Here is a 20,536-nt window from a genome sequence, read left to right on the forward strand (position 1 = left end):
TGCGGTCAGACAGTTCTGCGGGAGTGGGCCAGAGCCAGCCCGCCGAGGACCATGGCGATCAGCCCAACCACCAGGGCCACGAAGCCCCCGACTATTCCGTAGCCGGTGCCGGGACCACCGTCGGCGGCGGCCACAACCAGCCCGCCGATGAGCGCGCCGGCCAGCCCCGCCACCAGGGCCACGATGGCCCCCCTTCTCCCGGTGCCGGTGCCGGTGCGACCGGCGGAGCGGGCCAGAGCCAGCCCGCCGATGACCGCGCCGGCCAGCCCCAGCAGCACGGCCACCAAGGACCAGAGACGCCCGGCGGTCAAGGTGTAAGCACTGGCGGCGGTCGGCTGGACCAAGACATACGCGGCCGCCGGTGTGGCAAGCCCGAAACCTCCGAGCAGGGCGGCTGCGGCGGCGGCAAGCAGGTGACGAACGGACATGGGGTGCTCCTTCTCCTTACTGGACGTCGCCTGATCATGTCCGGTGGACCCACCACCGGTCGTCCTGCGGACGCAGGCACTTCGCGCTGCCGCCGATGTCGCACCCGGTTGCCGCGGATGCCGCAGGCGCCGCGAAAGGTACTGCGTGTGCGGTAGGCGGCTGATCATCCGTGCACAGGAGTCGCCCGCGCGAACATCCGGCTAGGGTGCGCGCATGAGTACAGGACGGTCCGGTGCCCGGTCCGGTGTCAGAGACTGGGCGATCGCCGTCGGCGTGGCGGCGACGCTGCTGGTCACCGGGCTGTCCGGACAGCACTCCGCCACGGACCTCGACCTGTTCGGCTACGCGCTGCTGGCGGCTGGCGGCCTGGGGCTGGCCGCGCGCCGCCGGGCTCCGGTTCCCGTCCTGGCCGTCACCGGGCTGTGCGCGGTGGGTTACCAGGCGGCCGGTTTCGACGTGCCTGCCGTCGCGTACCTGTTCGCGGTGTACGCCGCTGTGCGGGCGGGGCACCGCACCATCACAGTGGCAGCGAGCATGACCATGCTGGCCGCTCTTCCCCTCGCGGCCCTGGCCTCGGGCCTGCACGACACGGGCGAGGCGCTCGCGCAGGCCCGAGGCGCCCTCGAGCTGGCCTGGCTGATCGCGGCCGGCGCCGCGGGTGAAGCGCTGCGGCAGGCCGAGCGGCGGGCGGACGAAGCCGAGCGCACCCGGGAGGAGACCGCGCGGCGCCGCGCCGACGAGGAGCGGCTGCGCATCGCGCGGGAGCTGCATGATTCGCTCACCCACCAGATCTCGGTCATCAAGGTGCAGGCCGAAGTCGCCGTCCACGTGGCCCGCAAGCGGGGTGAACAGGTGCCGGAGGCCCTGCTGGCGATCCAGGAGGCCGGACGTGAGGCGACCCGGGAGCTGCGAGCGACCCTGGAGGCGCTGCGCGACGACGACATGACCCCGCCGCGTGGGCTCGACCACGTTGCGGAACTGGTGGAACGGGCTCGGACGACCGGCCTGGACGCGACGCTGACGATCGAGGGACAACGACATGACGTGCCGGCCGCGGTGGACCGGACCGTCTACCGGATCGTTCAGGAGTCCCTCACCAACATCGCCCGTCACGCCGCCGCCGCGACGGCGTCGGTCCGGATCGACTACGGTCCCGACGCGCTCGCGATACGCATCGATGACGACGGCAAGGCCACGCCGGACACCGCCCCGGTGCCCGGCGTCGGGCTGCTCGGGATGCGCGAACGAGTCACCGCCCTCGGCGGTCGCCTGCGGGCGGCACCGCGCGGCGAGGGCGGCTTCACCGTCCAAGCCGAACTTCCCGTGGACCGAACGTCATGATCCGTGTCCTGCTGGTCGACGACCAGCCGCTCATTCGCAGCGGATTCCGCGCGCTCCTCGACCTCGAAGACGACATCGAGGTGGTGGCCGAGGCCGCGGACGGGAAGGAGGGTCTGGCTCTGGCAAAGGAACACCTGCCCGACGTTGCGCTCATCGACATCCAGATGCCGGTTGTCGACGGCATCGAGGCGACCCGGCGCATCGCCGCGGACCCGACCCTGGCTGGGGTGCACGTCGTCATCCTGACCAACTACGGCTTGGACGAATACGTCTTCAACGCGCTGCGCGCCGGCGCGGCCGGATTCCTCGTCAAAGACATCGTGCCGGAAGACTTCCTCCACTCCGTACGCGTCGCCGCGCGCGGCGACGCCCTGCTCGCACCGTCGATCACCCGCAAGCTGATCAACCGGTACGTCACCCAGCCGCTACGCACCGGCGCCGGCACGGGGCTGAAAGAGCTGACCAACCGCGAACGTGAGGCCGTCGCCCTGGTCGCGCAGGGCCTGTCCAACGACCAGATCGCCGACCGCATGGTGATCAGCTCACTGACCGCGAAAACCCATATCAACCGGGCCATGGCCAAGCTCCATGCCCGTGACCGCGCCCAACTCGTGGTCCTCGCCTACGAATCCGGCCTGGTGGCCCCACGCGACTCCTGACATCCACGGTCCGGGTGCAGGCCTGCTCCGCCGGTGGTCGACGCCGACGGGGCCCCGGCCGTCTGGATGACCGTGGACGGGCAACCGCAACTCGTCCTCTGCGACGGCCGGATCCACGCCTTCTCCAGGGTTCTCACCCCGGGACGAGTTCGGGCGCATCCGGCCGGCCTCCAGGCACCGTGGTCATTGACGCCGCTGCCAGAGCATCACGACGGCCAGCAGTCCCGGCACGCAGGGAAGCACCTGGAGCCATCCGATCGCGGGCGCGAGCCCGACGTCGCCGGAGGTGTCTGCCACGGTCAGCCCGGCGAGCGCGATGCAGAGCGCGACCGCGAAGACGCCGGTCGCCGCCCAACGCGTCCACTTCTTGCCGGCCTTCGCCGCCCCCAGCGTGCCGAGCCACCCGATGAGGCCCAAGCCTCCCACCACCGACAAGATGACCAGGTAGGCGGTGACAGCGGTATCGATCTCGCCGGCACCGTAGGAGGGATAGCCCGCCTGAATGTGGCCGGCCAGGGCATGCGTCGTGGTGCGGTCGACGAACGGGTAGACAGCGGCGATGACGGTCAGGACAAGCCCGATCCACATCGCCACGAGGAGCCTCCGACGTCGCCTGGTTGAACGTGCTGCGGTCATTCCTACTGCCATCTCGACTTTCCCGTCTTGTAACACTGGCTGTCTTGGTGAAAGCGACTGCCTCCAGCGCGGTCACGCGGCGAGGGAGGCGCAGGGGACCCAATGGTGGTCATCGCTCTTCCAGCGGGACATCTCCGGCGTCGCCGTACATCGCCACCTGGTAGAGGGCCGCAAGCGCCATGGGGTGGTGGTTCCTCTCAGGTGAGACCGGTTCAGGCCGGTGTCCCGCCGGCTTGGCCCGGGGGTCATGCGCCTAGTTATACGGCGTAAAACTAGGCGGCTCATGCTAGTTTTACGCCGTACAACATGTCAAATGAGATGGGATGGGCACCATGACCGCCAGCCGGAGCCGCGGGCAGCACGCCGGCCTCAACAGCCGGGCCATCCTTCAAGCCGCCATCTGCCTCGCCGACCGGGAGGGCCTCGCCGCACTGTCCATGCGCGGGCTCGGTACGGAGCTCGGAGTCAAGGCGATGGCCCTGTATCACCATTTCCCCAACAAGGACGCCCTGCTCGACGGAATGGTCGAAGAACTCGCCACCGCGGCACCGGTTAGCTTCGACGGCACCGCCTGGCGAGACGGACTGCGCGGCTACGCCCGAGCGCAGTTGGACACCCTTGCCGGCCACCCGAATCTGGTCCCGCTCGTCCTATCCCGGCCGGCGACCACCGCGGGCAATCACCGCATGATGGAGACACTTCTCCGATCGCTTCGCACGGCCGGTTTCCAGCCTCGGCGGGCCCTCGACATGGTGTACGCCCTCCACGGGCTGATCCTCGTGCACGCCGCGCTCGATGCCGGCGTCGGCGACGCGCCCCCGCCACATGGCGAACCGGGCCAGACCAGCCGCCTGGCCGACCTATCCGCAGATACCTACCCGCTCCTCGCCGAAGCCGCCCGAGCCAGCGCGGACCGCGGCCCCACGGCCCGCTTCGAGTTCGCCCTCGAGGCACTGCTCACCGGCTTCGCCGACTCGCGTGGTGAGTCTTGACCGCGTCCGGGCGCGGCATGGTGTCCACGATGCGCCCGTCGGCGAAGAAGACCACGGTGTCGGCATAGGACGCGGCCACCGGGTCGTGGGTCACCATCACGATCGTCTGTGCCGGGTCGGCCGAGGTGCGAGAGGATGCGGTATGAGCGAGACCTCCACCACCGGTCACGGGATCGCCGGCGACCCCGACCGCGCCCCGGCCAGGTCCCACCTGTACGCCATGGGGCTGGACGACGAGGCGATGCGACGCCCGACGGTGGGCATCGCCTCCACCTGGACCGGCACCATGCCCTGCAACCTCACCCACCGCGAGCTGGCCGCCCACGTCGCCGAGGGGGTGCGCAGGGCGGGCGGGACGCCGCTGGAGTTCAACACGATCGCGGTGTCGGACAACCTGACCATGGGCACGCCCGGCATGCGGGCCTCGCTGGTCAGCCGCGAGGTGATCGCCGACTCGATCGAGCTGATGGGCAGGGCCCACGGGTTCGACGCGCTGGTGTGCGTCGTGGGCTGTGACAAGACCGTGCCCGCCGCGATCATGGCGCTGGCGCGGCTGGACGTGCCCTCCGTCGTCCTATACAGCGGCAGCATGATGCCGGGCCGCTGGCGGGGGAGGGACGTCACCATCCAGGACATGTGGGAGGCCCTGGGCGAGCGCTCGGTCGGTGCCGTCTCCCAGGAGGAGCTGGACGACCTGGCCAGGCACGCCTGCCCCGGAGCGGGCACCTGTGCGGCCCAGTACACCGCCAACACCATGGCGGGCATCGCCGACTTCCTCGGCCTGGCCCCGTTCGGCGTGGGCGACATCCCGGCCGTGGCCGAGGGCAAGGGCGCGGCGGCCGAGCTGGTCGGCGAGATCGCGATGGGCGCCCTGGCCCGGGACGCGCGGCCCTCGCGGATCCTCACCGAGGCCGCGATGCGCAACGCGATGGTGTCGGTGGCCGCGATGGGCGGCTCCACCAACTCCGTGCTGCACCTGCTGGCCATCGCCCGCGAGGCCGGGATCCCGCTGGCGATCGACGACATCGGCGAGGTCTGCCGGCGCGTGCCGATCGTGGCGGGGCTGAAGCCCAGCGGCCGGCACACCGCGGCCGACCTGTGGCGGGCCGGCGGCACCTCGCTGGTCGCGAAGCGGCTGCTGGAGGCCGGGCTGCTGGACGAGGACGTCACGCTGGTGGACGGCAGGACCCTGGCCGAGGTGGCCGGGCAGGCGCGGGAGGCCGAGGGGCAGAAGGTCGTGGCGACCGTCGCCGAGCCCGTCAAGGGTCCGGGGGCGCTGGCGATCCTGCGCGGCTCGCTGGCGCCCGACGGCTGCGTGCTCAAGCTCGGCGGCCGGCCCGACTTCCGGCGCGAGGGACCGGCCCGGGTGTTCGACTCCGAGGAGGACTGCTACGCGGCCATCCAGCGCGGCGCGATCACGGCGGGGGACGTCGTGGTGGTGCGCTACGAGGGGCCGGCCGGAGGCCCGGGGATGCGGGAGATGCTCTCCATCACCGGTGCCCTCGTCGGCCGGGGGCTCGGCGACTCGGTGGCCCTGGTCACCGACGGCCGGTTCAGCGGCGTCTCGCACGGCCTGGTGATCGGCCATGTCGCCCCGGAGGCCCATCGCGGCGGCCCGATCGCGCTGGTCGCCGACGGCGACCTGGTGGCCGTCGACTCCGCGGCGGGGCGGCTGGACCTGCTGGTGGAGGAGGCCGAGCTCGCGGCCCGGCGCGCCGCCTGGCGGCGCCCGGAACGGCCGGTCGAGCGCGGGGTGCTGTCCAAGTACGTCGCGACCGTCGGATCCGCCTCCGACGGCGCGGTCACCTGCTGACCCGTGCCTCCGCCCTGCGGCTCGCCTCCCGCCTGGACCGCGACCGGGGCCGTTCCCGAGGCCGTACTCGCCGTCACGGGCGGCGGCCCACGCGGCGAAGCCGGGGAACCGGTCCTCATCGGTCCGTCAGGTCTCCAGTCTGTTGAGCTGCGGAATGGGCCACCGGAGCGGTGATCACCAGTCCGGCATGACGTCATCATGATTCGGACACTGGTAGACATGTCCCCGTGATTCGTGTGCTGCTGGCCGAAGACCAGCACGTCATCAGAGGTGCCCTCGTGGCGCTGCTCGGTCTCGAACCGGACCTGCGGATCGTCGCCGCCGGCGACGCCGTGGTGCCCGCCGCGCTGACGGAGCGCCCGGACGTGGCGGTGCTCGACATCGACATGCCGGGCACGCTCGACGGGCTCGCCGCCGCGGCCGAGCTGCGTTCGGCCCTGCCGGCCTGCCGCACGCTCATGCTGACCGGATACGGCAAGCCGGGTCACCTGCGGCGCGCGCTCGCCGCCCAGGTGGACGGGTTCCTGCTGAAGACCGCGCCACCCGAGGACCTGGTCGCGGCGATCCGCAAGGTGACCAGGGGGGAGCGGGTCCTTGACCCGTCGCTGGCGGTCACCGCCTGGGACCTGGCCGACAACCCGCTGACGGCCCGTGAGGCGGAGGTGCTGCGTCTCGCGGCCGAGGGTGCGGACGCGACCGAGATCGCGGCCAGGATGTACGTGACGGCGGGGACGGCCCGCAACTACCTCACCGCCGTGGTCGCCAAGCTCAACGCCCGCAACCGTACGGACGCGGTGCGCATCGCCGGCGAAGCGGGCTGGATCTAGGACCCACCCGGTTCCAGGCGGGCCGGGCCAGACCGACCCATATCCAGGCGGACGGGGGCCAGACGGACGGGAACCAGACGGACGGGAACCAGACGGGCCAGCCGGAACCGGACGGGCCGGGATTACATTGCGCGGGCGGCGGGGTGGCGGGCCGTTCCGCCGGGATCGCCGAGGCCGTCCAGCGGGACGCGGGCGTCGAGCTCGAACCAGCCGTTCCCGGCCTCGGTGGTCACCTGCCCCCCGAGGGACGTCAGCCGGGTGCTGAGGTTGCCGATGCCGGACGAGCCGCGCCGGACCTCCAGCGAGCGCACCCCGTCGTTGCGCACGCGCAGCCGTACGCCCTCCGCGTCCGCCAGCGTCTCGACGACGCAGTGGCGGGCGGCGCTGTGCCGCAGGACGTTGGTCACCGCCTCCCTGAGCACGGCGCTCAGCACGGTCTCGGCCTCGGCGGGAAGCACGTCGTGGTCCAGGGCCATCGACACCTCGACCCCCGCCGCGGCGAGCACCGAGCGGGCGTGCTCGGCCTCGGCGGTGAGGCGCAGCTCGTGGCTCCCGCCGGACACGGCCCGCAGGTCGGCCTCGGCACGCGCCGTCATGGTGAGCACGTCGAGGAGCTCGGCGCGGGCGCGTGCCGGATCGAGGCGCCGGGCCAGCTCGCACTTGAGCAGGATCGCCGCGAGGCTGTGGCCGAGCAGGTCGTGCAGGTCGCGGGCCGCGCGCAGCCGTTCCTCCAGCACCGCCGAGCGGGCCAGCTCCTCCCGGGCGCTCCGCAGCTCCTTGACGAGCTGGGCCAGGCGGACCAGGCCGTACACGACCAGCCCGGTGACCAGCGTCCCCACCGTGAAGTTGACCGTCTCGGGCACCGGGAGGCCGAGGGCGGCACCCGTCGCGGCGGTGGCCGCCATCACGCACGCGACCAGCGGCCACGCGACCGGCGCGGGGAAGGCGAGCAGGATCGGGCCCGCGAGGAAGCCCGCGACCCCGAGCCACGCCCGGCCGAACGAGAGGATCGGCAGGTAGGTGAGAAGCGCCATCGTCGCCAGCGCCCACATGTGGCGGCCGCTGATCGACCGAAGCTGCAGCACGACGATCACCGCGAGGCAGGCGACCGCCGCCAGGACGTTCTCCGGCGCGTACAGCAGGGCCTTGACGCTGAACCCCACGACGACGGCGGCCAGCAGGACGACGGACAAGGTGTAGGCGGCCTGCTCACCCCGCACGAGCGCCGTCCAACGCCCCTCGGCCCGCTCGCCGGTGGGCGGGGGGACGGGCACGGAGCGCGTCTCGGCGTGGACGGGAAGGGTGACGGTGACCGTGTGACGGCCGCCGGGGGTGAGACCGGTGGTGAGGGCGCCGCCCGCCTCGGCCACCCGCTGGGGGAGGTCGCCCAGGCCGTCGTCGGCGGCCGTCCGCGCGCCGTCGTTGGTGACGCGCAGGCTCATCCGGCCGTCCGACTCCTCCGTCTCGATCACGCACGCCCTGGCCGTGCCCCGCCGCACGATCTCGGTCACCGACTCCCGCAGCACGGTGGCCAGCAGCGCGCCCGCGAGGCCCAGCGGCTCGGTGTGACCCAGGCGCACCTCCGGGACGACCCCCGCGCTCGACAGCATGGCGCGGGCGGTCGTGATCTCGGGAGCCAGGGACATCGCGCGGTACCCGGCGGCGGCGGTGCGGGCGCCGGCCAGGGCGGCGCGCGCGGTGGCGACGACCTCACCGATCACCTCGGCGGTGCGTGACGGCTCGGCCAGGGCGAGGCGGGCACCTTTCGCGATCGCGGCCAGTCCGTCGCCGAGGCCGTCGTTCAGCTCGGCGGCGATCCGCAGCCGCTCCTCGGCGACGGCGGCCATCGCCAGCGCCAGCCGGGCCGCGTGCGCCTCGTCGGCGCGTTCGGTCAGGCGGGTCAGCCCGTAGATCACGAGAGCGGTCAGCACCATGCTGATCGTGGCGTCGGCTGTGCCGGACGCGTCGCCCTGGCGCAGGAAGTGGATCGCCGCCGCGCCGGCCGCCACCGCGGGCGCCAGCGGCCACAGGCGGGTGAGCAGCAGCGAGCCGGCCAGGAAGCCGAGGATGCCGACGGAGGTGCCGTAGCCGAGCACCGCCGCGTAGGCGGCGCAGGCCTGCACGGCGAGCAGCGGCACCCCCCGGTACCGCCTCAGGGAGGGCGTCACCCATATGAGCTGCAGCCCCAGCACCGGCAGCCCCATGATGAACCCGAACGGCCCGGCCAGCACGTAGACGGACATGAACGCGGCGAGCACCATGACGACGATCCCCCGCGCCCGGATGCCGAGCACGCCGTCCAGCAGTCGTGGGGTCGCGCGGCGGCCGACGCCGGCGCGCCGGTCCTCGGCCGGCAGCACACGAATCACGGGGACATGTCTATCAGTGTCCGAATAATGACGAGGTCATGCCTGACCGGTGATCGGCTCTCTGGCAGGCGATCCGGCAGGTCAGCAGACTGAACGGCATGACGGACGTGGTGCGCTTGGACGCGGTGAGCAAGGTGTACGGGAAGGGCCAGGGCGCGGTGGCGGCCCTGCGCGAGGTGACGGTGGGCATCCCGAGGGGGAGCTTCACCGCCGTGATGGGCCCTTCGGGTTCGGGAAAGAGCACGTTCTTGCACTGCGCGGCGGGGCTGGACCTGCCCTCCTCGGGGTCGGTGCGCCTGGGCGGCACCGCCCTGGACGGCATGAACGAGACCCGGCTGACGGAGCTGCGCCGGCAGCGGATCGGGTTCGTGTTCCAGGCGTTCAACCTGGTGTCGTCGCTGACGGTGGCCGAGAACATCACGCTGCCGCTGCGGCTGGCGGGCGCCGCCGTGGACGGGGCGTGGCTGGCGGAGATCGTGTCGCGGGTCGGCCTCGACGGACGCACCGGGCACCGTCCCGCCCAGCTCTCCGGTGGCCAGCAGCAGCGCGTGGCGATCGCCAGGGCGCTGGTGACCAGGCCCGAGGTCGTGTTCGGCGACGAGCCGACCGGCGCGCTCGACACGATGACCGCTCGGGACGTGCTGACCCTGCTGCGCGAAGTGGTGGACGGGATGGGCCAGACGGTCGTGATGGTGACGCACGACCCGGTGGCGGCCTCCTACGCCGACACCGTTCTCTACCTGGCCGACGGCCGGATCGTGGACTCGATGACCGCCCCGACCTCGGACAAGGTCGCCGAGCGGATGACCAGGCTCGGAGCGTGGGTGTGATGGTCTGGCTGGCACTGAAGACGCTGCGGCACCGCAAGGCCGGGTTCGCCGGCGCGTTCCTCGCCCTGCTGTGCGCCGCCGCCCTGGTGTGCGCCTGCGGCATGCTGCTGGAGACCGGGCTGCGCGGAAGCGTCGCCCCCCAGAGGTACGCGGGCACCCCGGTGCTCGTCGCGGGTGACCAGTTCGTCCGCGAGACCGTCCGCAAGTCGGCGGAGAAGAGCAAGTCGAAGGCCAAGCCGCTGTCGGAGCGCGCCTGGATCCGCGCGTCCCTCGCCGATGAGCTCAGGCGCGCGCCCGGGGTGGAGAAGGTCGTCACCGAGGTGACCTTCCCGGCCTACACGAAGGACGGCCCGCTCACCGGCCACGGCTGGGAGTCGGCGGCGCTCACGCCCTACACGCTGGCCGAGGGGCGCGCGCCCCGGGCCGCCGGCGAGGTCGTGGTGGAGGCGGGCCTCGGCCTCCGTCCGGGGTCCGTCCTCACGGTCTCCTCCACGGCCGCCCCGCGCCAGTACCAGGTGGTGGGGGTGACCCGCCAGACTCTGGGCAGCCTGTTCTTCTCGACGCAGGAGGCCCGGCGGCTGGCAGGAAGGCCCGGGATGGTCAGTGCCATCGGCGTCTTCCCCAAGGTGGACGTCTCGGTCCAGGGCGCGGTCGCCTACAGCGGGGACGACCGCGGCAAGGTGGAGTTCCTCGACGCCGAGAAGTCCAGGGTCAAGCTGATCAGCCTCGGCGGCGCCCTGGGCGGCACATCGCTGCTGGTCGCGATCCTCGTGGTGGTGGGCACCTTCGCCCTGTCCATCCAGCAGCGCCAGCGCGAGCTCGCCCTGCTGCGGGCGGTCGCGGCGACGCCCCGGCAGATCCGCGAGCTGCTCGGCGGCGAGGCGCTCATGGTGGCCCTGGCGGCAGGGGTCGTCGGCTCCGCCGCGGGCGTCGGCCTTGGCTTCTGGCTGCGCTCCCGCTTCGTCGCCCTCGGCGCGATGCCGGAGAACCTCGCGCTGGTCGTCAGCCCGTTCCCGGTCTTCGCGGCCCTGCTGGCGACCGTGGCGGCGGCGTGGACGGCGGCGCGCGTGTCGGCCCGCCGCACGGCGCGCATCCGTCCCGTGGAGGCGCTCGGCGACGCGGCGCTGCCGGCGGCTCGCCTGCCCTGGGGCCGGCTGATCGCCGGGCTGGCGTTCACCGGCGGCGGCGTCGCGCTGACCCTTGTGCTGTCGGCGCTGTCGACGGAGGCCGCGTCCAGCCCGGTCACCATGCTGACCACCCTGGTGTGGACGGTCGCCGTGGCCCTGCTCGGCCCGGTCCTCGCCCGGGCGGCGGTCGCGGTGCTCGGCGTTCCGCTGCGGTCCTCGCGGGTGGGCGGGTACCTGGCCGCCGCCAACCTGCGCGCCGGATCGCGGCGCCTGGCCTCGGTGATCACCCCGCTCAGCCTGATGGTCGCGATGACCTGCACGATCCTGTTCGCGCAGACCACGATGGAGCACGCCGCCGAGCGGCAGGCGACCTCGGGCACCAGGGCCGACTACACGCTCGGGCCGCGCGTCTCCGCCGCCACGGCCTCGGCCGTGCGGAAGGTGCCCGGCGTGGCCGCGGTGACCGAGGTGCTGCGCGGCTCGGTCAGGATCGGGCTGGAGAAGTACGGCGTGCAGGGCGTCACCCCCGCCGGGCTCGAACGCACCCTGGACCTCGGGGTCACCTCTGGCTCCCTGCGTGGCTTCGGCCCGGGGTCGATCGCGGTCAGCGACACGGCGGCCGAGCGGCTGGGCGTGTCGGTGGGCGGCCAGGTGAGCCTCACGCTCGGCGACGGCACCCCAGCCGTGGCCAAGGTCGCGGCCATCTACGCGAGGGGTCTCGGGTTCGGCGAGCTCACCCTGCCCATCGACGTGGTCGCCGGGCATGTGGACGACCCGCTCGGCACCCTGCTCGTCTCCGCGCCCTCCGTGCCGCGCGAGCTTCTCCAGCGGGCCGCCCCCGGCGCCCTGGTGCTCGACCGGGCGGGGGCCGCCGAGGTGGGCTCCTCCAACGCCGAGGTGAACTACGTGGCCATGGGGCTGATCATCGCGTTCACCGCGATCGCCGTGGTCAACACGCTGGCCATGTCCACCTCGGACCGTTCCCGCGAGTTCGCCCTGCTCCGCCTCGTCGGCACGACGCGGCGCCAGGTGCTGCGGATGCTGCGGCTGGAGACGCTGACCGCCGTGCTGATCGCCGTGGTGCTCGGCACGCTGATCTCCCTCGTGACGCTGTCGGCGTTCAGCCTCGGCATGACGGGGTCGGCGCAGCCTTATGTCCCGCCGCTGACCTACCTCGCGGTGGTCGCCGCGGCGGGCGCCCTGGCCCTGGCGGCGACCGTGCTGCCCGGCCGGTTCGCCCTCAGGGAGCGCCCCGCGGAGGCCGTCGGCGCCCGCGAGTGACATCTGGGCGGCTAACCGTTTGATCACGGTGGAATGCGAGGGGAATGCGGGGGTACGGTCCCGATCATGGCCGATTCGGAGACGTCGGGGCGATTGGTCGCGGGGCGCTACCGGCTGGTGGAGCCACTGGGGCGCGGCGGCATGGGCGTCGTCTGGCGGGCAGTGGACGAGCTCCTCGGGCGGGAGGTCGCCGTCAAGGAGTTGCACTGCATCAACGGGCTCACGGCCCCGGAGCGCGAGATGTTCACCACCCGCACGTTTCGCGAGGCCAGGGCCGCGGGCCGGCTGAGCCACCCCGGCGTCGCGGCCGTGTACGACGTGTTCGAGGAGAGCGGCCACCCCTGGATCGTCATGCAGCTGGTGCCCTCCCGGACGCTGGCGTCCATCCTCACCGAGGAGGGTCCGCTGCAGCCCCGGCGGGTCGCCGAGATCGGCGCCCAGGTGCTGGCGGCACTGCGGGCCGCTCACGCGGCGGGCGTGCTCCACCGGGACGTCAAGCCGGACAACGTGCTCATCACCGGCGACGGCGACGCCGTGCTCACCGATTTCGGCATCGCGACCCTCGATGAGGACTCCCCGATGACCCGGACGGGCGTGCTCATGGGCACGCCCGCGTTCATCGCTCCCGAGCGGGCGGCGGGCGGGCAGGCGGAGCCGGTCTCGGATCTGTGGTCGCTCGGTGTGACGCTGTTCCTGGCGGTGGAGGGCCGGTCGCCGTTCCACCGGAGCCACGCGCTGGCGACGCTCGCCGCCGTCATGTACCAGGAGCCGGAGCCGTTCACCCTGGCCGGCGCGCTGGCCCCGGTGATCGAGGGACTGCTGGTCAAGGACCCGGAGGCCAGGATGACCGCCGACGAGGCGGCGCGGCGGCTGTCGGCGGTCGCGAGCGGGCAGGCGGCCGAGCCCTTCCAGACGGCGCGGGGGTCGACCGTACCTCCGGCGCCGCAAGGACGAGGGCGGCGGGGCATCATGATCGGGAGCGCGGCCCTGGTCGTGCTCCTGGGCCTGGCGGCGGTGGGCGGGGTGGCCTACGTGACGGCGTCCGGTTCCGATGCCGGGCAGGCCGTCTCCGCCGTCAGCACCCCGACGGTGACCGTATCGCTGATCCGGACCGTCACGCCCCGGATCACCGCGCGGCCGGTGGCGCGCCGCACGACGGAGCCGGTGCCGGTGCCGGTGCCCACCGGCCGGAGGACGAGCGAGCCCGCCACCGGGACGACGCCACCCCGGCCACCGGTCACGATCCCCTCCGGCTCCGGCCAGAGCAACGGCAACGGCTCGAACGGCAACCACTATGGCGCCAACAACGGCAAGAAGCCGGAGAAGGGCAAGTCCAACGGGAACGACAAGGACGACTGACCGCCCGCGGGCTCGGGCGGGCGAGGGTCAGTGGGGCTGTGCTCGCCCCGGATGAGTGACGGCGGACGCCACCTCGGGCGGGACCGACCGGGGCGCCCGCCGCCGGGCGTGCCCCGCGAGGCCCCCCGGTCACGCCGGGCTGTGGGTCGTGTGCCGGCCGGGAACGCACGGCTCGGCCAGCGGCAGGCTGACGAGGAAACGCGCGCCTCCGACGGGGGAGGTGCCCACCTCGATGGTGCCCCTGTGGGCCTGGACGATGTCGCGGGCGATGGCCAGGCCGAGGCCGGTGCCTCCCCGGTCGCGGCTGCGGGCCGCGTCCAGCCGGGTGAACCTCTCGAAGATCCGTTCCCGGTCGCCCACGGCGATGCCGTCCCCGTCGTCGTCCACCACGATCTCGGCGTTGCGGCCGTTCGGGCGTACCTCGACGGACACCGAGTGCCTGGCGTGCCGTTCGGCGTTGTCCAGCAGGTTGGTGACCACGCGGACGATCTGGTTGTGGTCGGCCTCGGTGCTCACGCCGGGCGCGAGCCGCAGGCGCACCCTGCCGGGGTGGGGCCGCCGCGAGACCTCCGCCCGCACGACCGCCGCGAGGTCGACCTTCTCGCTGCTCCTGACAGCGCCGGTCCCGACCCGCTCCAGCAGCAGGAGGTCGATGATGATCGACTGAAGCCGGTCGACGTCCCTCAGGGAATGCGCGAGCAGTTCCTCCAGGTCGGTCTCGCCGGGGTGCAGCTGGGCCTCCTCCAGCTGCGCGCGCAGCCCGGCGACGGGGGTTCGCAGCTCGTGCGAGGCGTCGGCGGCGAACTGCCGCTGCTGGTTCAGCGCCCGCTCCATCCGCCCCTTGGCGTGCTCCAGCCGCTCCAGCGTGCTGTTTATCGTCCGGGCCAGCCGGGCGATCTCGTCGTCGCACATGGGTTCGGGCACGCGGGCGCTCAGGTCGTTCATGTTGATCGCGGCCAGTTCGGCGCGGATGCCCTCCACCGGCCGTAGCGTCCGGCCGGTGACCTTCCAGGTCGTCGCGGCGGCGAGCGTGATCAGGGCGATGCCCTGGGTGACGAAGATGGTGTTGATGAGGCCGGTGGCGCTCTCGGCGGGAGCGCGTCTGCCGGCGTAGACGACGGGCGAGTTGGCCGCGCCGGTCTCCCGCAGCGCGGAGAGGCGGACGCAGCCGACCTTGCTCTGCGTGCAGTTCTGCACGTCCTCCTGCGGGTCGCGTGGTTCGGGCCAGGCGGTGCTGATCGGAGGCAGCCCCCGGGCGGCGGTGGAGGCGGCGATCACATGATGGTCGGGGCCGACGATCTGCACCAGGTCGATGCCGGGAACCTCGGATCTGATCTCCCCCCTCGGGTGTCCCAGGCGGTCGGCCGCGGCGGCGATCGTCGCCTCCTGCCTGGCCTCCAGCCACACGGTGTTGGCCACGGACTGGTGTGCGACCACACCGGCCAGCACGCCCGAAGGCACGAGGAGAAGTATCGCGAGAAGGCTGACCAGGGCGGTGACTCGCCCACGGATGGAACGGGGATGGACTCGCGTTCCCCATGGAAGCCGATATGAGGTACGTACGCGTTCCTCACCCAACATGATCATCTTTCCCTGCGACAAGTGTTCCCCAACGTGACTGCCGCGGCCGGCGTTGTTGTCCGCCGCCGGTAGGGAGACCGGCGCCAGGTGTCGTCCTGGTGTCGTGGCTTTGGTGATGCTCCGCCGGGTGCGCCTCGCTGGGCGGCAACGGGGGCGACATCCACTGTGCTCGGCCGGCTTCGCGGCCAGGCTCCCGCGCGGGTCGCCATCCGGCCGGGATAGCGCTTTCCGCACCTTTCTTCAGATGTGCTTCCTTCTGATGGCTGAGATCGGCCGACCGGCCGGTGGCTCATGGTGCCCGTGACGCCGCGGCTGGAGCCTGCGCTGAGAGGGCCCTGTGGGCGTCTCCGGGGGGGTGTGCTCCGCGACCGATGCTCGCCGTGTGCGCGGCGGGCCGGGTCGTGGCGGTGCGTTCGCGAGCTATCTGGAAAAACTCAAGTTAGCACGTCAGACAGGCATTACAAGATCCTCAAATGCGTTTTAGGCAATCCTAACCCACTACTTGCATGTCTCGTGAATAGTGTATACCGAATACCGTAGTCATGCATAGTCGGGGGCGGCGAACCGCGCGGCGCGGCCGGAGGCTAGCCCCGCGTGGGGGAGTAGGGGGCGACGTCCAGGGGCGGGGTCTCGCCGACGGCCAGGCAGGAGGCCACGAGCCCGGCGTACGGCCCGGCGGTCAGGCCGTACGCGCTGAGGCCGGTCGCGACGACGACCCCCTCACGGAGCATCCCGAGCAGGGGAAGCCCATCGGCGGAGACCGGACGCAGCCCCGCACGGGTCTCGGTGACCGTGGCGTCCGCGAGCCCGGGCGCCAGCCGCACGCCGGCGGCCAGCACCTCGGCGAGGCCGCCCGCGGTCACGCGGGGGTCGAACCCGGCGTCCTCGACCGTCGCGCCGAGGACCACGCGCGACCCGGGGAACCCCAGCAGGTACGGGCCGAGCCGGGGCAGGACGATCGGCCACCCGGCGGTCTCCACCCCGGGAAGCCCGGCGTGCACGATCTGGCCGCGCCGGGGCCGCACGGGTGTCATGTGGCCGAGGGGACGGCAGACCTCGCCCGACCAGGCTCCCGCGGCCACCACGACGGCGTCCGACTCGACCGGCGACCCGTCGAGGAGGGGAGCGCCCGAGGCGGTCAGGGAGACCGCGCCCGTGAGCACCCGCGCCCCGTGCCGTACGGCGGCGCGCATCAGGGCGTCGCGGACGGTCCGGCCGTCCACCCGCGCCGCGCCCCCGACGCGCAGGGCGACCAGCCCGGGACTCAGCGGCGGGAACAGCGCGCCGGGCCGGTCGACCTCGGATATCTCGCCCATTTCGGGGGCCGAGGGCCGCCGGCTCCGCAGCAGCGCCTCGACCTGCACCAGCTCGGCGGGGTCCTCCGCCACCAGCAGCGCGCCCACCTCGGCGTGGCTGGTGCCGGGCTCGCCGTCCTCGGCCAGCAGTCCGGCGAGCCGGGGGTAGTAGCGGGCGCCTTCCAGGGCGAGGTGGTACCAGGCGTCGTCGCCGTCATGGTCCACCCACGGGCAGACGATGCCGGCTCCCGCGCCGGTGGCCTGCCCGGCGAGCGGCCGGTCGATCACGGTCACCGCCACATCCCTGAGGCTCAGGTGGTAGGCGGCGCTCGCTCCGACGATTCCACTTCCGGCGACGACGACCCGATCAGTCATGGCCGCATGATCTCAGCAGCCCTCGCGGGGCCGGGAGCGGGTGGGGTCCGCGAGCCCGGACGCGCGAGGGTGGTGGGCTCACAGCTTGTCGATCACCGGGATCAGCTCGTTGAGCACGTACAGCGCCAGCCCGAGGCCGATGAGGTTCACGCGCGGGACACTGGCGTTGACGGCGGCGAGCAGGAAGGCGACGAACGCCGCGATGAGCAGGATGAGCTGGACGGTGTTCACGGGGGGTGTCCTTCGTTTCGTGTGGCTGGTGAAGCCGCTGCTCTACCCGGCGCCGGAGATCGAAACCTCCTGAGCGCACGTCATCTCGCGGTGAGCGAGCAGGTGTTCGCCAGGTCCCCGGAGGCGGGGCGGGGGAGGGTGGCGTCGGCGGGCGGTGCGTCGCCGCGCGTGGTCCAGCTTTCAAGGGCCGCGAACGCGCTGCGGAAGCACGGCAGGATCGGGCGCAGCAGGCCGGGATAGGCGTCGTAGAGCCCGTCGACGTGGTTGCCGCCCTCGATCCGGTAGTACCGGTGCAGCGGGTCGCGTCCCCGCGAGCGGATCAGCTTCTCGTAGACGTCGGAGTCCTCGCCGATGGGGAGCAGCGTGTCGAGCGTGCCGTGCAGGGTGATGAGGGGCCGCCCGATGCGCCCGGTGAGGGAGATCCGCTCGACGGCCTTCTTCACGGCCCGGGGCCGGGTGGCGTAGTCGTAGTCGGTGTCGCACCCTGGCGTCCCCGAGGCGCAGTACGGCGTGCCCGCCTCGGTGGCGCCGTCGTAGGCCGGGTCCAGCTCCTCCCGGTAGAGCCGCTGCGTGAGGTCCCAGTAGACCTTGTAGTGGTAGTCCCAGAGCGGTTCGGAGCCGGGCGCGAAGCCCGCGGCGATCATCGCGTCGTGGGCGGCGGCGTCGCCGGTGGCGGCGTACGCGGGGTAGGCGCGGAGCGCGGCGGGCAGGAAGGTCATCAGGTTGGGGCCGTCCTCCCGCCAGAGCGTGCCCTCCCAGTCGACGCCGCCGCTGTACAGCTCGGGGTGGTTCTCCAGCTGCCAGCGCACCAGGTAGCCGCCGTTGGAGATCCCGGCCGCGTACGTCCGGCGGGGCGCCCGGCCGTACCGCTGCGCCACGACCGCCTTGGCGGCGCGGGTGAGCTGGGTGACGCGGTCGTTCCACTCCACCAGCGCGTCCCCGGGCTTCACGCCGTCCTGGTAGAACGTCACGCCGCTGTTGCCCTTGTCGGTCGCGGCGTACGCGTACCCCTGGGCGAGCACCCAGTCGGAGATCGCGAAGTCGTTGGCGTACTGCCTGCGGTTGCCGGGGGTGCCCGCGACCACCAGTCCGCCGTTCCAGCGCTCGGGCAGGCGGATCACGAACTGGCTGTCGTGGTTCCAGCCGTGGTCGGTGTTGAACGTCGAGGTGTCGGGGAAGTAGCCGTCGATCTGGGCGCCCGGCACGCCGGTCGGGTTGGTGGCGCCCGCCGAGGTGAGCCCGGCCCACTCGGCCGCGATGGAGTGCCCGGACGCGACCGTGCCCGCGGTGGTCAGGTCGTCCAGGCAGGCGGAGATCTGCTTCTCCGCGCCCGGCACCCTGACGCGCTCGACCCCCGCGCAGGGAGCGGCGGCGGCACCGGCGGCGGACACCGGCCCGATCAGGGAGGCGCCGATCGCGGCGGCCGTTGCCAGGCCCAGTAGCCGGCCCCGCCGGACTCGGGTTGATCGCATGAGGACTCCTCAGATGGCGTGCGACGTGCTGTCGATCGAGTGACCGCCATGGTGGCCATCGACTGTGAGCTGGGCCACGTCCGCGACCCCCACATTTCGGCTTCCCGGTATGTCGCCCGCGCCCACGTGCCCGGCCGGCGGGCCGCCACAGGGATGCGGCGGCGCTCCCGGCGGCGGCCCGGATGGGGGCCGGGCCTACGTGGCCCGGCCGCACAACGAGGTATCCGCCGGCGTCGCGGCCCTGTGACCTGCGGCGGATGTGGGGGGCACCCGCCTTCTGCCCGCTCATTGTGTGCCACGGCCACATGGAACACCTCCCCGGGCTCGCTTAGTGTTCCGCGTCACAACGACTTCGTCCGTTAACGCCAAGGTGACCTGGACGAAACCCACCGGACGACGCCGGGGATGAGCCACGAGGAGGCCATATGGACGGTCCCGTCCTGCGGGCGCAGGGCCTGGCCAAGGAGTTCCGGGGCTTCCGCGCCGTCGACGGCGTGGACCTGGACATCGCGGAGGGCAGCGTGCACGCGCTGGTCGGGCCCAACGGCGCCGGCAAGACCACGCTGTTCAACCTGCTGACCGGCTTCCTGAAGCCGAGCGCCGGCCGCATCCTGCTCGGCGAGCACGACCTGACCGGCAGGCGCCCCGAGCAGGTCGCCCGCCTCGGGGTCGCGAGGTCCTTCCAGATCACCAGCCTGTTCCCGCAGATGACCCCGCGCGAGCACGTCGAGCTGGCACTGGCGGGCGCCACCGGCGTCACCTGGCGGTTCTGGCGGTCGCACCGGCTGCTCGACCGGTTCCGCGACCGGGCGCTGGAGCTGCTGGACCAGGTCGGGCTGGCCGGGCACGCCGGGATCCCGGCGGGCACGCTCGCCTACGGCCACAAGCGCGCCCTGGAGCTGGCTCTCGCGCTGGCGCTGGACCCGAAGGTGCTGCTGCTGGACGAGCCGACGGCCGGCATGGGCGTCGAGGACGTCGACCGCACCGTGGAGCTGGTCAGGAAGGTGCGCGCCGGCCGGACGGTCGTGATGGTCGAGCACAACATGAGCGTCGTCTCCAGCCTGGCCGACCGCGTGACGGTCCTGCAGAGCGGCCGCGTGCTCGTCGAGGGCCCGTACGCCGAGATCCGCCACGACCCCCGCGTCATCAGCGCCTACCTGGGAGACGCCAATGCCGAGCACTGACACCGGAACAGGCACCGGCCCGATCCTCCGGGTCGGCGGCCTGTCCGCCTGGTACGGCGAGGCGCAGGTCCTGCGGGACGTGTCGATCGAGGTGGGGAAGGGCGAGATCGTCACGCTGGTCGGCCGCAACGGCGCCGGCAAGACGACGCTGCTGCGCTGCCTGATGGGCCTGCAGGGCCGTTACTCGGGGGACATCGCCCTTCTCGGGGCGGACATCACCCGGCTCCCAGCGCACCGGCGGGCCCGCCACGGCCTCGGGTACGTCCCCGACGACCGCGGGGTCTACTCGACGCTGACGGTGGAGGAGAACCTGACCCTCCCGCCCGCCGTCGGCCCGGACCCCTGGCCGCTGACCCGGGTGTACGAGACCTTCCCCCGGCTGCGGGAGCGGCGGTCCTTCCCCGGCACCAAGCTGTCCGGCGGCGAGCAGCAGATGCTGGCCCTCGCCCGGGTGCTGCGGATGGGCGCGCGGCTGCTGCTCTGCGACGAGCCGACCGAGGGGCTGTCCCCGCTGATCGTCCAGCAGATCGGCGAGATCCTCCGCGAGGTGAAGCGGCAGGGCACGACCGTCCTGCTGATCGAGCAGAACGTGCACTTCGCCGCGACGGTCGCCGACCGGCACTACCTGCTCGCCGAGGGCCGGATCGTCGAGTCCCTGGACAACGACGAGATGCGGGCCCGGGAGCACGAGCTCCTCGACTACCTCGGCATCTGACCAGGACCCACTGGATCGGC

At 72.8% G+C, this 20,536-nt stretch carries 17 protein-coding genes; 10 read left to right on the top strand and 7 right to left on the bottom strand.

Annotated features, from left to right (window positions below; translation table 11 throughout):
- Positions 1 to 5: 5 nt before the first annotated feature.
- Complete coding sequence (locus ACOZ38_RS18205; protein ID WP_424532052.1) at positions 6 to 428, bottom strand: DUF6223 family protein; 423 nt, start codon at positions 426 to 428, stop codon at positions 6 to 8.
- Between the two features lie 214 nt (positions 429 to 642).
- Between ACOZ38_RS18205 and ACOZ38_RS18210 the strand changes: the two genes are divergently transcribed.
- Together ACOZ38_RS18210 and ACOZ38_RS18215 are read left to right on the top strand one after the other, a co-directional pair.
- Complete coding sequence (locus ACOZ38_RS18210; RefSeq protein ID WP_424532053.1) at positions 643 to 1,770, top strand: sensor histidine kinase; 1,128 nt, start codon at positions 643 to 645, stop codon at positions 1,768 to 1,770.
- Entirely contained in the window at positions 1,767 to 2,429 is a 663-nt protein-coding gene (locus ACOZ38_RS18215) for a response regulator (RefSeq protein ID WP_424532054.1), read from the top strand. The genes ACOZ38_RS18210 and ACOZ38_RS18215 overlap by 4 nt, the downstream gene beginning before the upstream one ends.
- A gap of 183 nt (positions 2,430 to 2,612) precedes the next feature.
- On the opposite strand, the gene ACOZ38_RS18220 is transcribed toward ACOZ38_RS18215, so the two are convergent.
- Positions 2,613 to 3,023 carry a hypothetical protein gene (locus ACOZ38_RS18220; protein WP_424532056.1) on the bottom strand — a complete coding sequence of 137 codons (411 nt, stop codon included), beginning with the start codon at positions 3,021 to 3,023 and terminating at the stop codon, positions 2,613 to 2,615.
- Positions 3,024 to 3,388: 365 nt separating this feature from the next.
- On the opposite strand from ACOZ38_RS18220, the gene ACOZ38_RS18225 reads away from it, so the two are divergent.
- From ACOZ38_RS18225 to ACOZ38_RS18235, 3 genes are all read left to right on the top strand, one after another.
- Positions 3,389 to 4,057, top strand: coding sequence for a TetR/AcrR family transcriptional regulator (locus tag ACOZ38_RS18225; protein ID WP_424532058.1), 669 nt, complete (start codon positions 3,389 to 3,391; stop codon positions 4,055 to 4,057).
- Positions 4,058 to 4,199: 142 nt separating this feature from the next.
- A complete protein-coding gene (locus ACOZ38_RS18230; RefSeq protein WP_424532060.1) occupies positions 4,200 to 5,870 on the top strand; it encodes a dihydroxy-acid dehydratase in 1,671 nt (556 codons plus the stop codon).
- Between the two features lie 227 nt (positions 5,871 to 6,097).
- Positions 6,098 to 6,697 carry a response regulator transcription factor gene (locus ACOZ38_RS18235; protein WP_424532062.1) on the top strand — a complete coding sequence of 200 codons (600 nt, stop codon included), beginning with the start codon at positions 6,098 to 6,100 and terminating at the stop codon, positions 6,695 to 6,697.
- Between the two features lie 122 nt (positions 6,698 to 6,819).
- On the opposite strand, the gene ACOZ38_RS18240 is transcribed toward ACOZ38_RS18235, so the two are convergent.
- Complete coding sequence (locus tag ACOZ38_RS18240; RefSeq protein WP_424532064.1) at positions 6,820 to 9,066, bottom strand: histidine kinase; 2,247 nt, start codon at positions 9,064 to 9,066, stop codon at positions 6,820 to 6,822.
- Between the two features lie 98 nt (positions 9,067 to 9,164).
- Between ACOZ38_RS18240 and ACOZ38_RS18245 the strand changes: the two genes are divergently transcribed.
- From ACOZ38_RS18245 to ACOZ38_RS18255, 3 genes are all read left to right on the top strand, one after another.
- Positions 9,165 to 9,896: an ABC transporter ATP-binding protein gene (locus tag ACOZ38_RS18245; protein ID WP_405149788.1), complete on the top strand. Its 732-nt coding sequence runs from the start codon at positions 9,165 to 9,167 to the stop codon at positions 9,894 to 9,896.
- Positions 9,896 to 12,304: an FtsX-like permease family protein gene (locus ACOZ38_RS18250; protein ID WP_424537038.1), complete on the top strand. Its 2,409-nt coding sequence runs from the start codon at positions 9,896 to 9,898 to the stop codon at positions 12,302 to 12,304. Before ACOZ38_RS18245 ends, ACOZ38_RS18250 begins: the two co-directional genes overlap by 1 nt.
- 66 nt (positions 12,305 to 12,370) lie before the next feature.
- Positions 12,371 to 13,663 (top strand): protein kinase domain-containing protein, encoded by a 1,293-nt coding sequence (locus tag ACOZ38_RS18255; protein ID WP_424532067.1) that lies wholly within the window; start codon positions 12,371 to 12,373, stop codon positions 13,661 to 13,663.
- Positions 13,664 to 13,792: 129 nt separating this feature from the next.
- Here ACOZ38_RS18255 and ACOZ38_RS18260 read toward each other — a convergent pair whose 3' ends face one another.
- The 4 genes from ACOZ38_RS18260 to ACOZ38_RS18275 form a co-directional block, all read right to left on the bottom strand.
- Positions 13,793 to 15,124 (bottom strand): sensor histidine kinase, encoded by a 1,332-nt coding sequence (locus ACOZ38_RS18260; protein WP_424532069.1) that lies wholly within the window; start codon positions 15,122 to 15,124, stop codon positions 13,793 to 13,795.
- A 704-nt stretch (positions 15,125 to 15,828) separates the two neighbouring features.
- A complete protein-coding gene (locus ACOZ38_RS18265) occupies positions 15,829 to 16,914 on the bottom strand; it encodes an NAD(P)/FAD-dependent oxidoreductase (protein WP_424532071.1) in 1,086 nt (361 codons plus the stop codon).
- A 78-nt stretch (positions 16,915 to 16,992) separates the two neighbouring features.
- The gene (locus ACOZ38_RS18270) at positions 16,993 to 17,145 is read right to left on the bottom strand and encodes a hypothetical protein (RefSeq protein ID WP_424532073.1); all 153 of its coding nucleotides are present in this window, start codon (positions 17,143 to 17,145) and stop codon (positions 16,993 to 16,995) included.
- An 80-nt stretch (positions 17,146 to 17,225) separates the two neighbouring features.
- The gene (locus tag ACOZ38_RS18275; RefSeq protein WP_424532075.1) at positions 17,226 to 18,617 is read right to left on the bottom strand and encodes a tannase/feruloyl esterase family alpha/beta hydrolase; all 1,392 of its coding nucleotides are present in this window, start codon (positions 18,615 to 18,617) and stop codon (positions 17,226 to 17,228) included.
- Between the two features lie 425 nt (positions 18,618 to 19,042).
- On the opposite strand from ACOZ38_RS18275, the gene ACOZ38_RS18280 reads away from it, so the two are divergent.
- The gene (locus ACOZ38_RS18280) at positions 19,043 to 19,801 is read left to right on the top strand and encodes an ABC transporter ATP-binding protein (RefSeq protein ID WP_424532077.1); all 759 of its coding nucleotides are present in this window, start codon (positions 19,043 to 19,045) and stop codon (positions 19,799 to 19,801) included.
- The gene (locus ACOZ38_RS18285; protein WP_424532079.1) at positions 19,788 to 20,516 is read left to right on the top strand and encodes an ABC transporter ATP-binding protein; all 729 of its coding nucleotides are present in this window, start codon (positions 19,788 to 19,790) and stop codon (positions 20,514 to 20,516) included. Before ACOZ38_RS18280 ends, ACOZ38_RS18285 begins: the two co-directional genes overlap by 14 nt.
- Positions 20,517 to 20,536 lie beyond the last annotated feature (20 nt).

The organism is Sphaerisporangium viridialbum, from assembly GCF_049674955.1.
Classification (GTDB): Bacteria; Actinomycetota; Actinomycetes; order Streptosporangiales; family Streptosporangiaceae; genus Sphaerisporangium; species Sphaerisporangium viridialbum.

Coding starts and splice junctions, on each gene's coding strand:
- ACOZ38_RS18205 (WP_424532052.1), bottom strand. CDS start 428: ATGTCCGTTCGTCACCTGCTTGCCGCCGCCGCAGCCGCCCTGCTCGGA.
- ACOZ38_RS18210 (WP_424532053.1), top strand. CDS start 643: ATGAGTACAGGACGGTCCGGTGCCCGGTCCGGTGTCAGAGACTGGGCG.
- ACOZ38_RS18215 (WP_424532054.1), top strand. CDS start 1,767: ATGATCCGTGTCCTGCTGGTCGACGACCAGCCGCTCATTCGCAGCGGA.
- ACOZ38_RS18225 (WP_424532058.1), top strand. CDS start 3,389: ATGGGCACCATGACCGCCAGCCGGAGCCGCGGGCAGCACGCCGGCCTC.
- ACOZ38_RS18230 (WP_424532060.1), top strand. CDS start 4,200: ATGAGCGAGACCTCCACCACCGGTCACGGGATCGCCGGCGACCCCGAC.
- ACOZ38_RS18245 (WP_405149788.1), top strand. CDS start 9,165: ATGACGGACGTGGTGCGCTTGGACGCGGTGAGCAAGGTGTACGGGAAG.
- ACOZ38_RS18250 (WP_424537038.1), top strand. CDS start 9,896: ATGGTCTGGCTGGCACTGAAGACGCTGCGGCACCGCAAGGCCGGGTTC.
- ACOZ38_RS18255 (WP_424532067.1), top strand. CDS start 12,371: ATGGCCGATTCGGAGACGTCGGGGCGATTGGTCGCGGGGCGCTACCGG.
- ACOZ38_RS18265 (WP_424532071.1), bottom strand. CDS start 16,914: ATGACTGATCGGGTCGTCGTCGCCGGAAGTGGAATCGTCGGAGCGAGC.
- ACOZ38_RS18275 (WP_424532075.1), bottom strand. CDS start 18,617: ATGCGATCAACCCGAGTCCGGCGGGGCCGGCTACTGGGCCTGGCAACG.
- ACOZ38_RS18280 (WP_424532077.1), top strand. CDS start 19,043: ATGGACGGTCCCGTCCTGCGGGCGCAGGGCCTGGCCAAGGAGTTCCGG.
- ACOZ38_RS18285 (WP_424532079.1), top strand. CDS start 19,788: ATGCCGAGCACTGACACCGGAACAGGCACCGGCCCGATCCTCCGGGTC.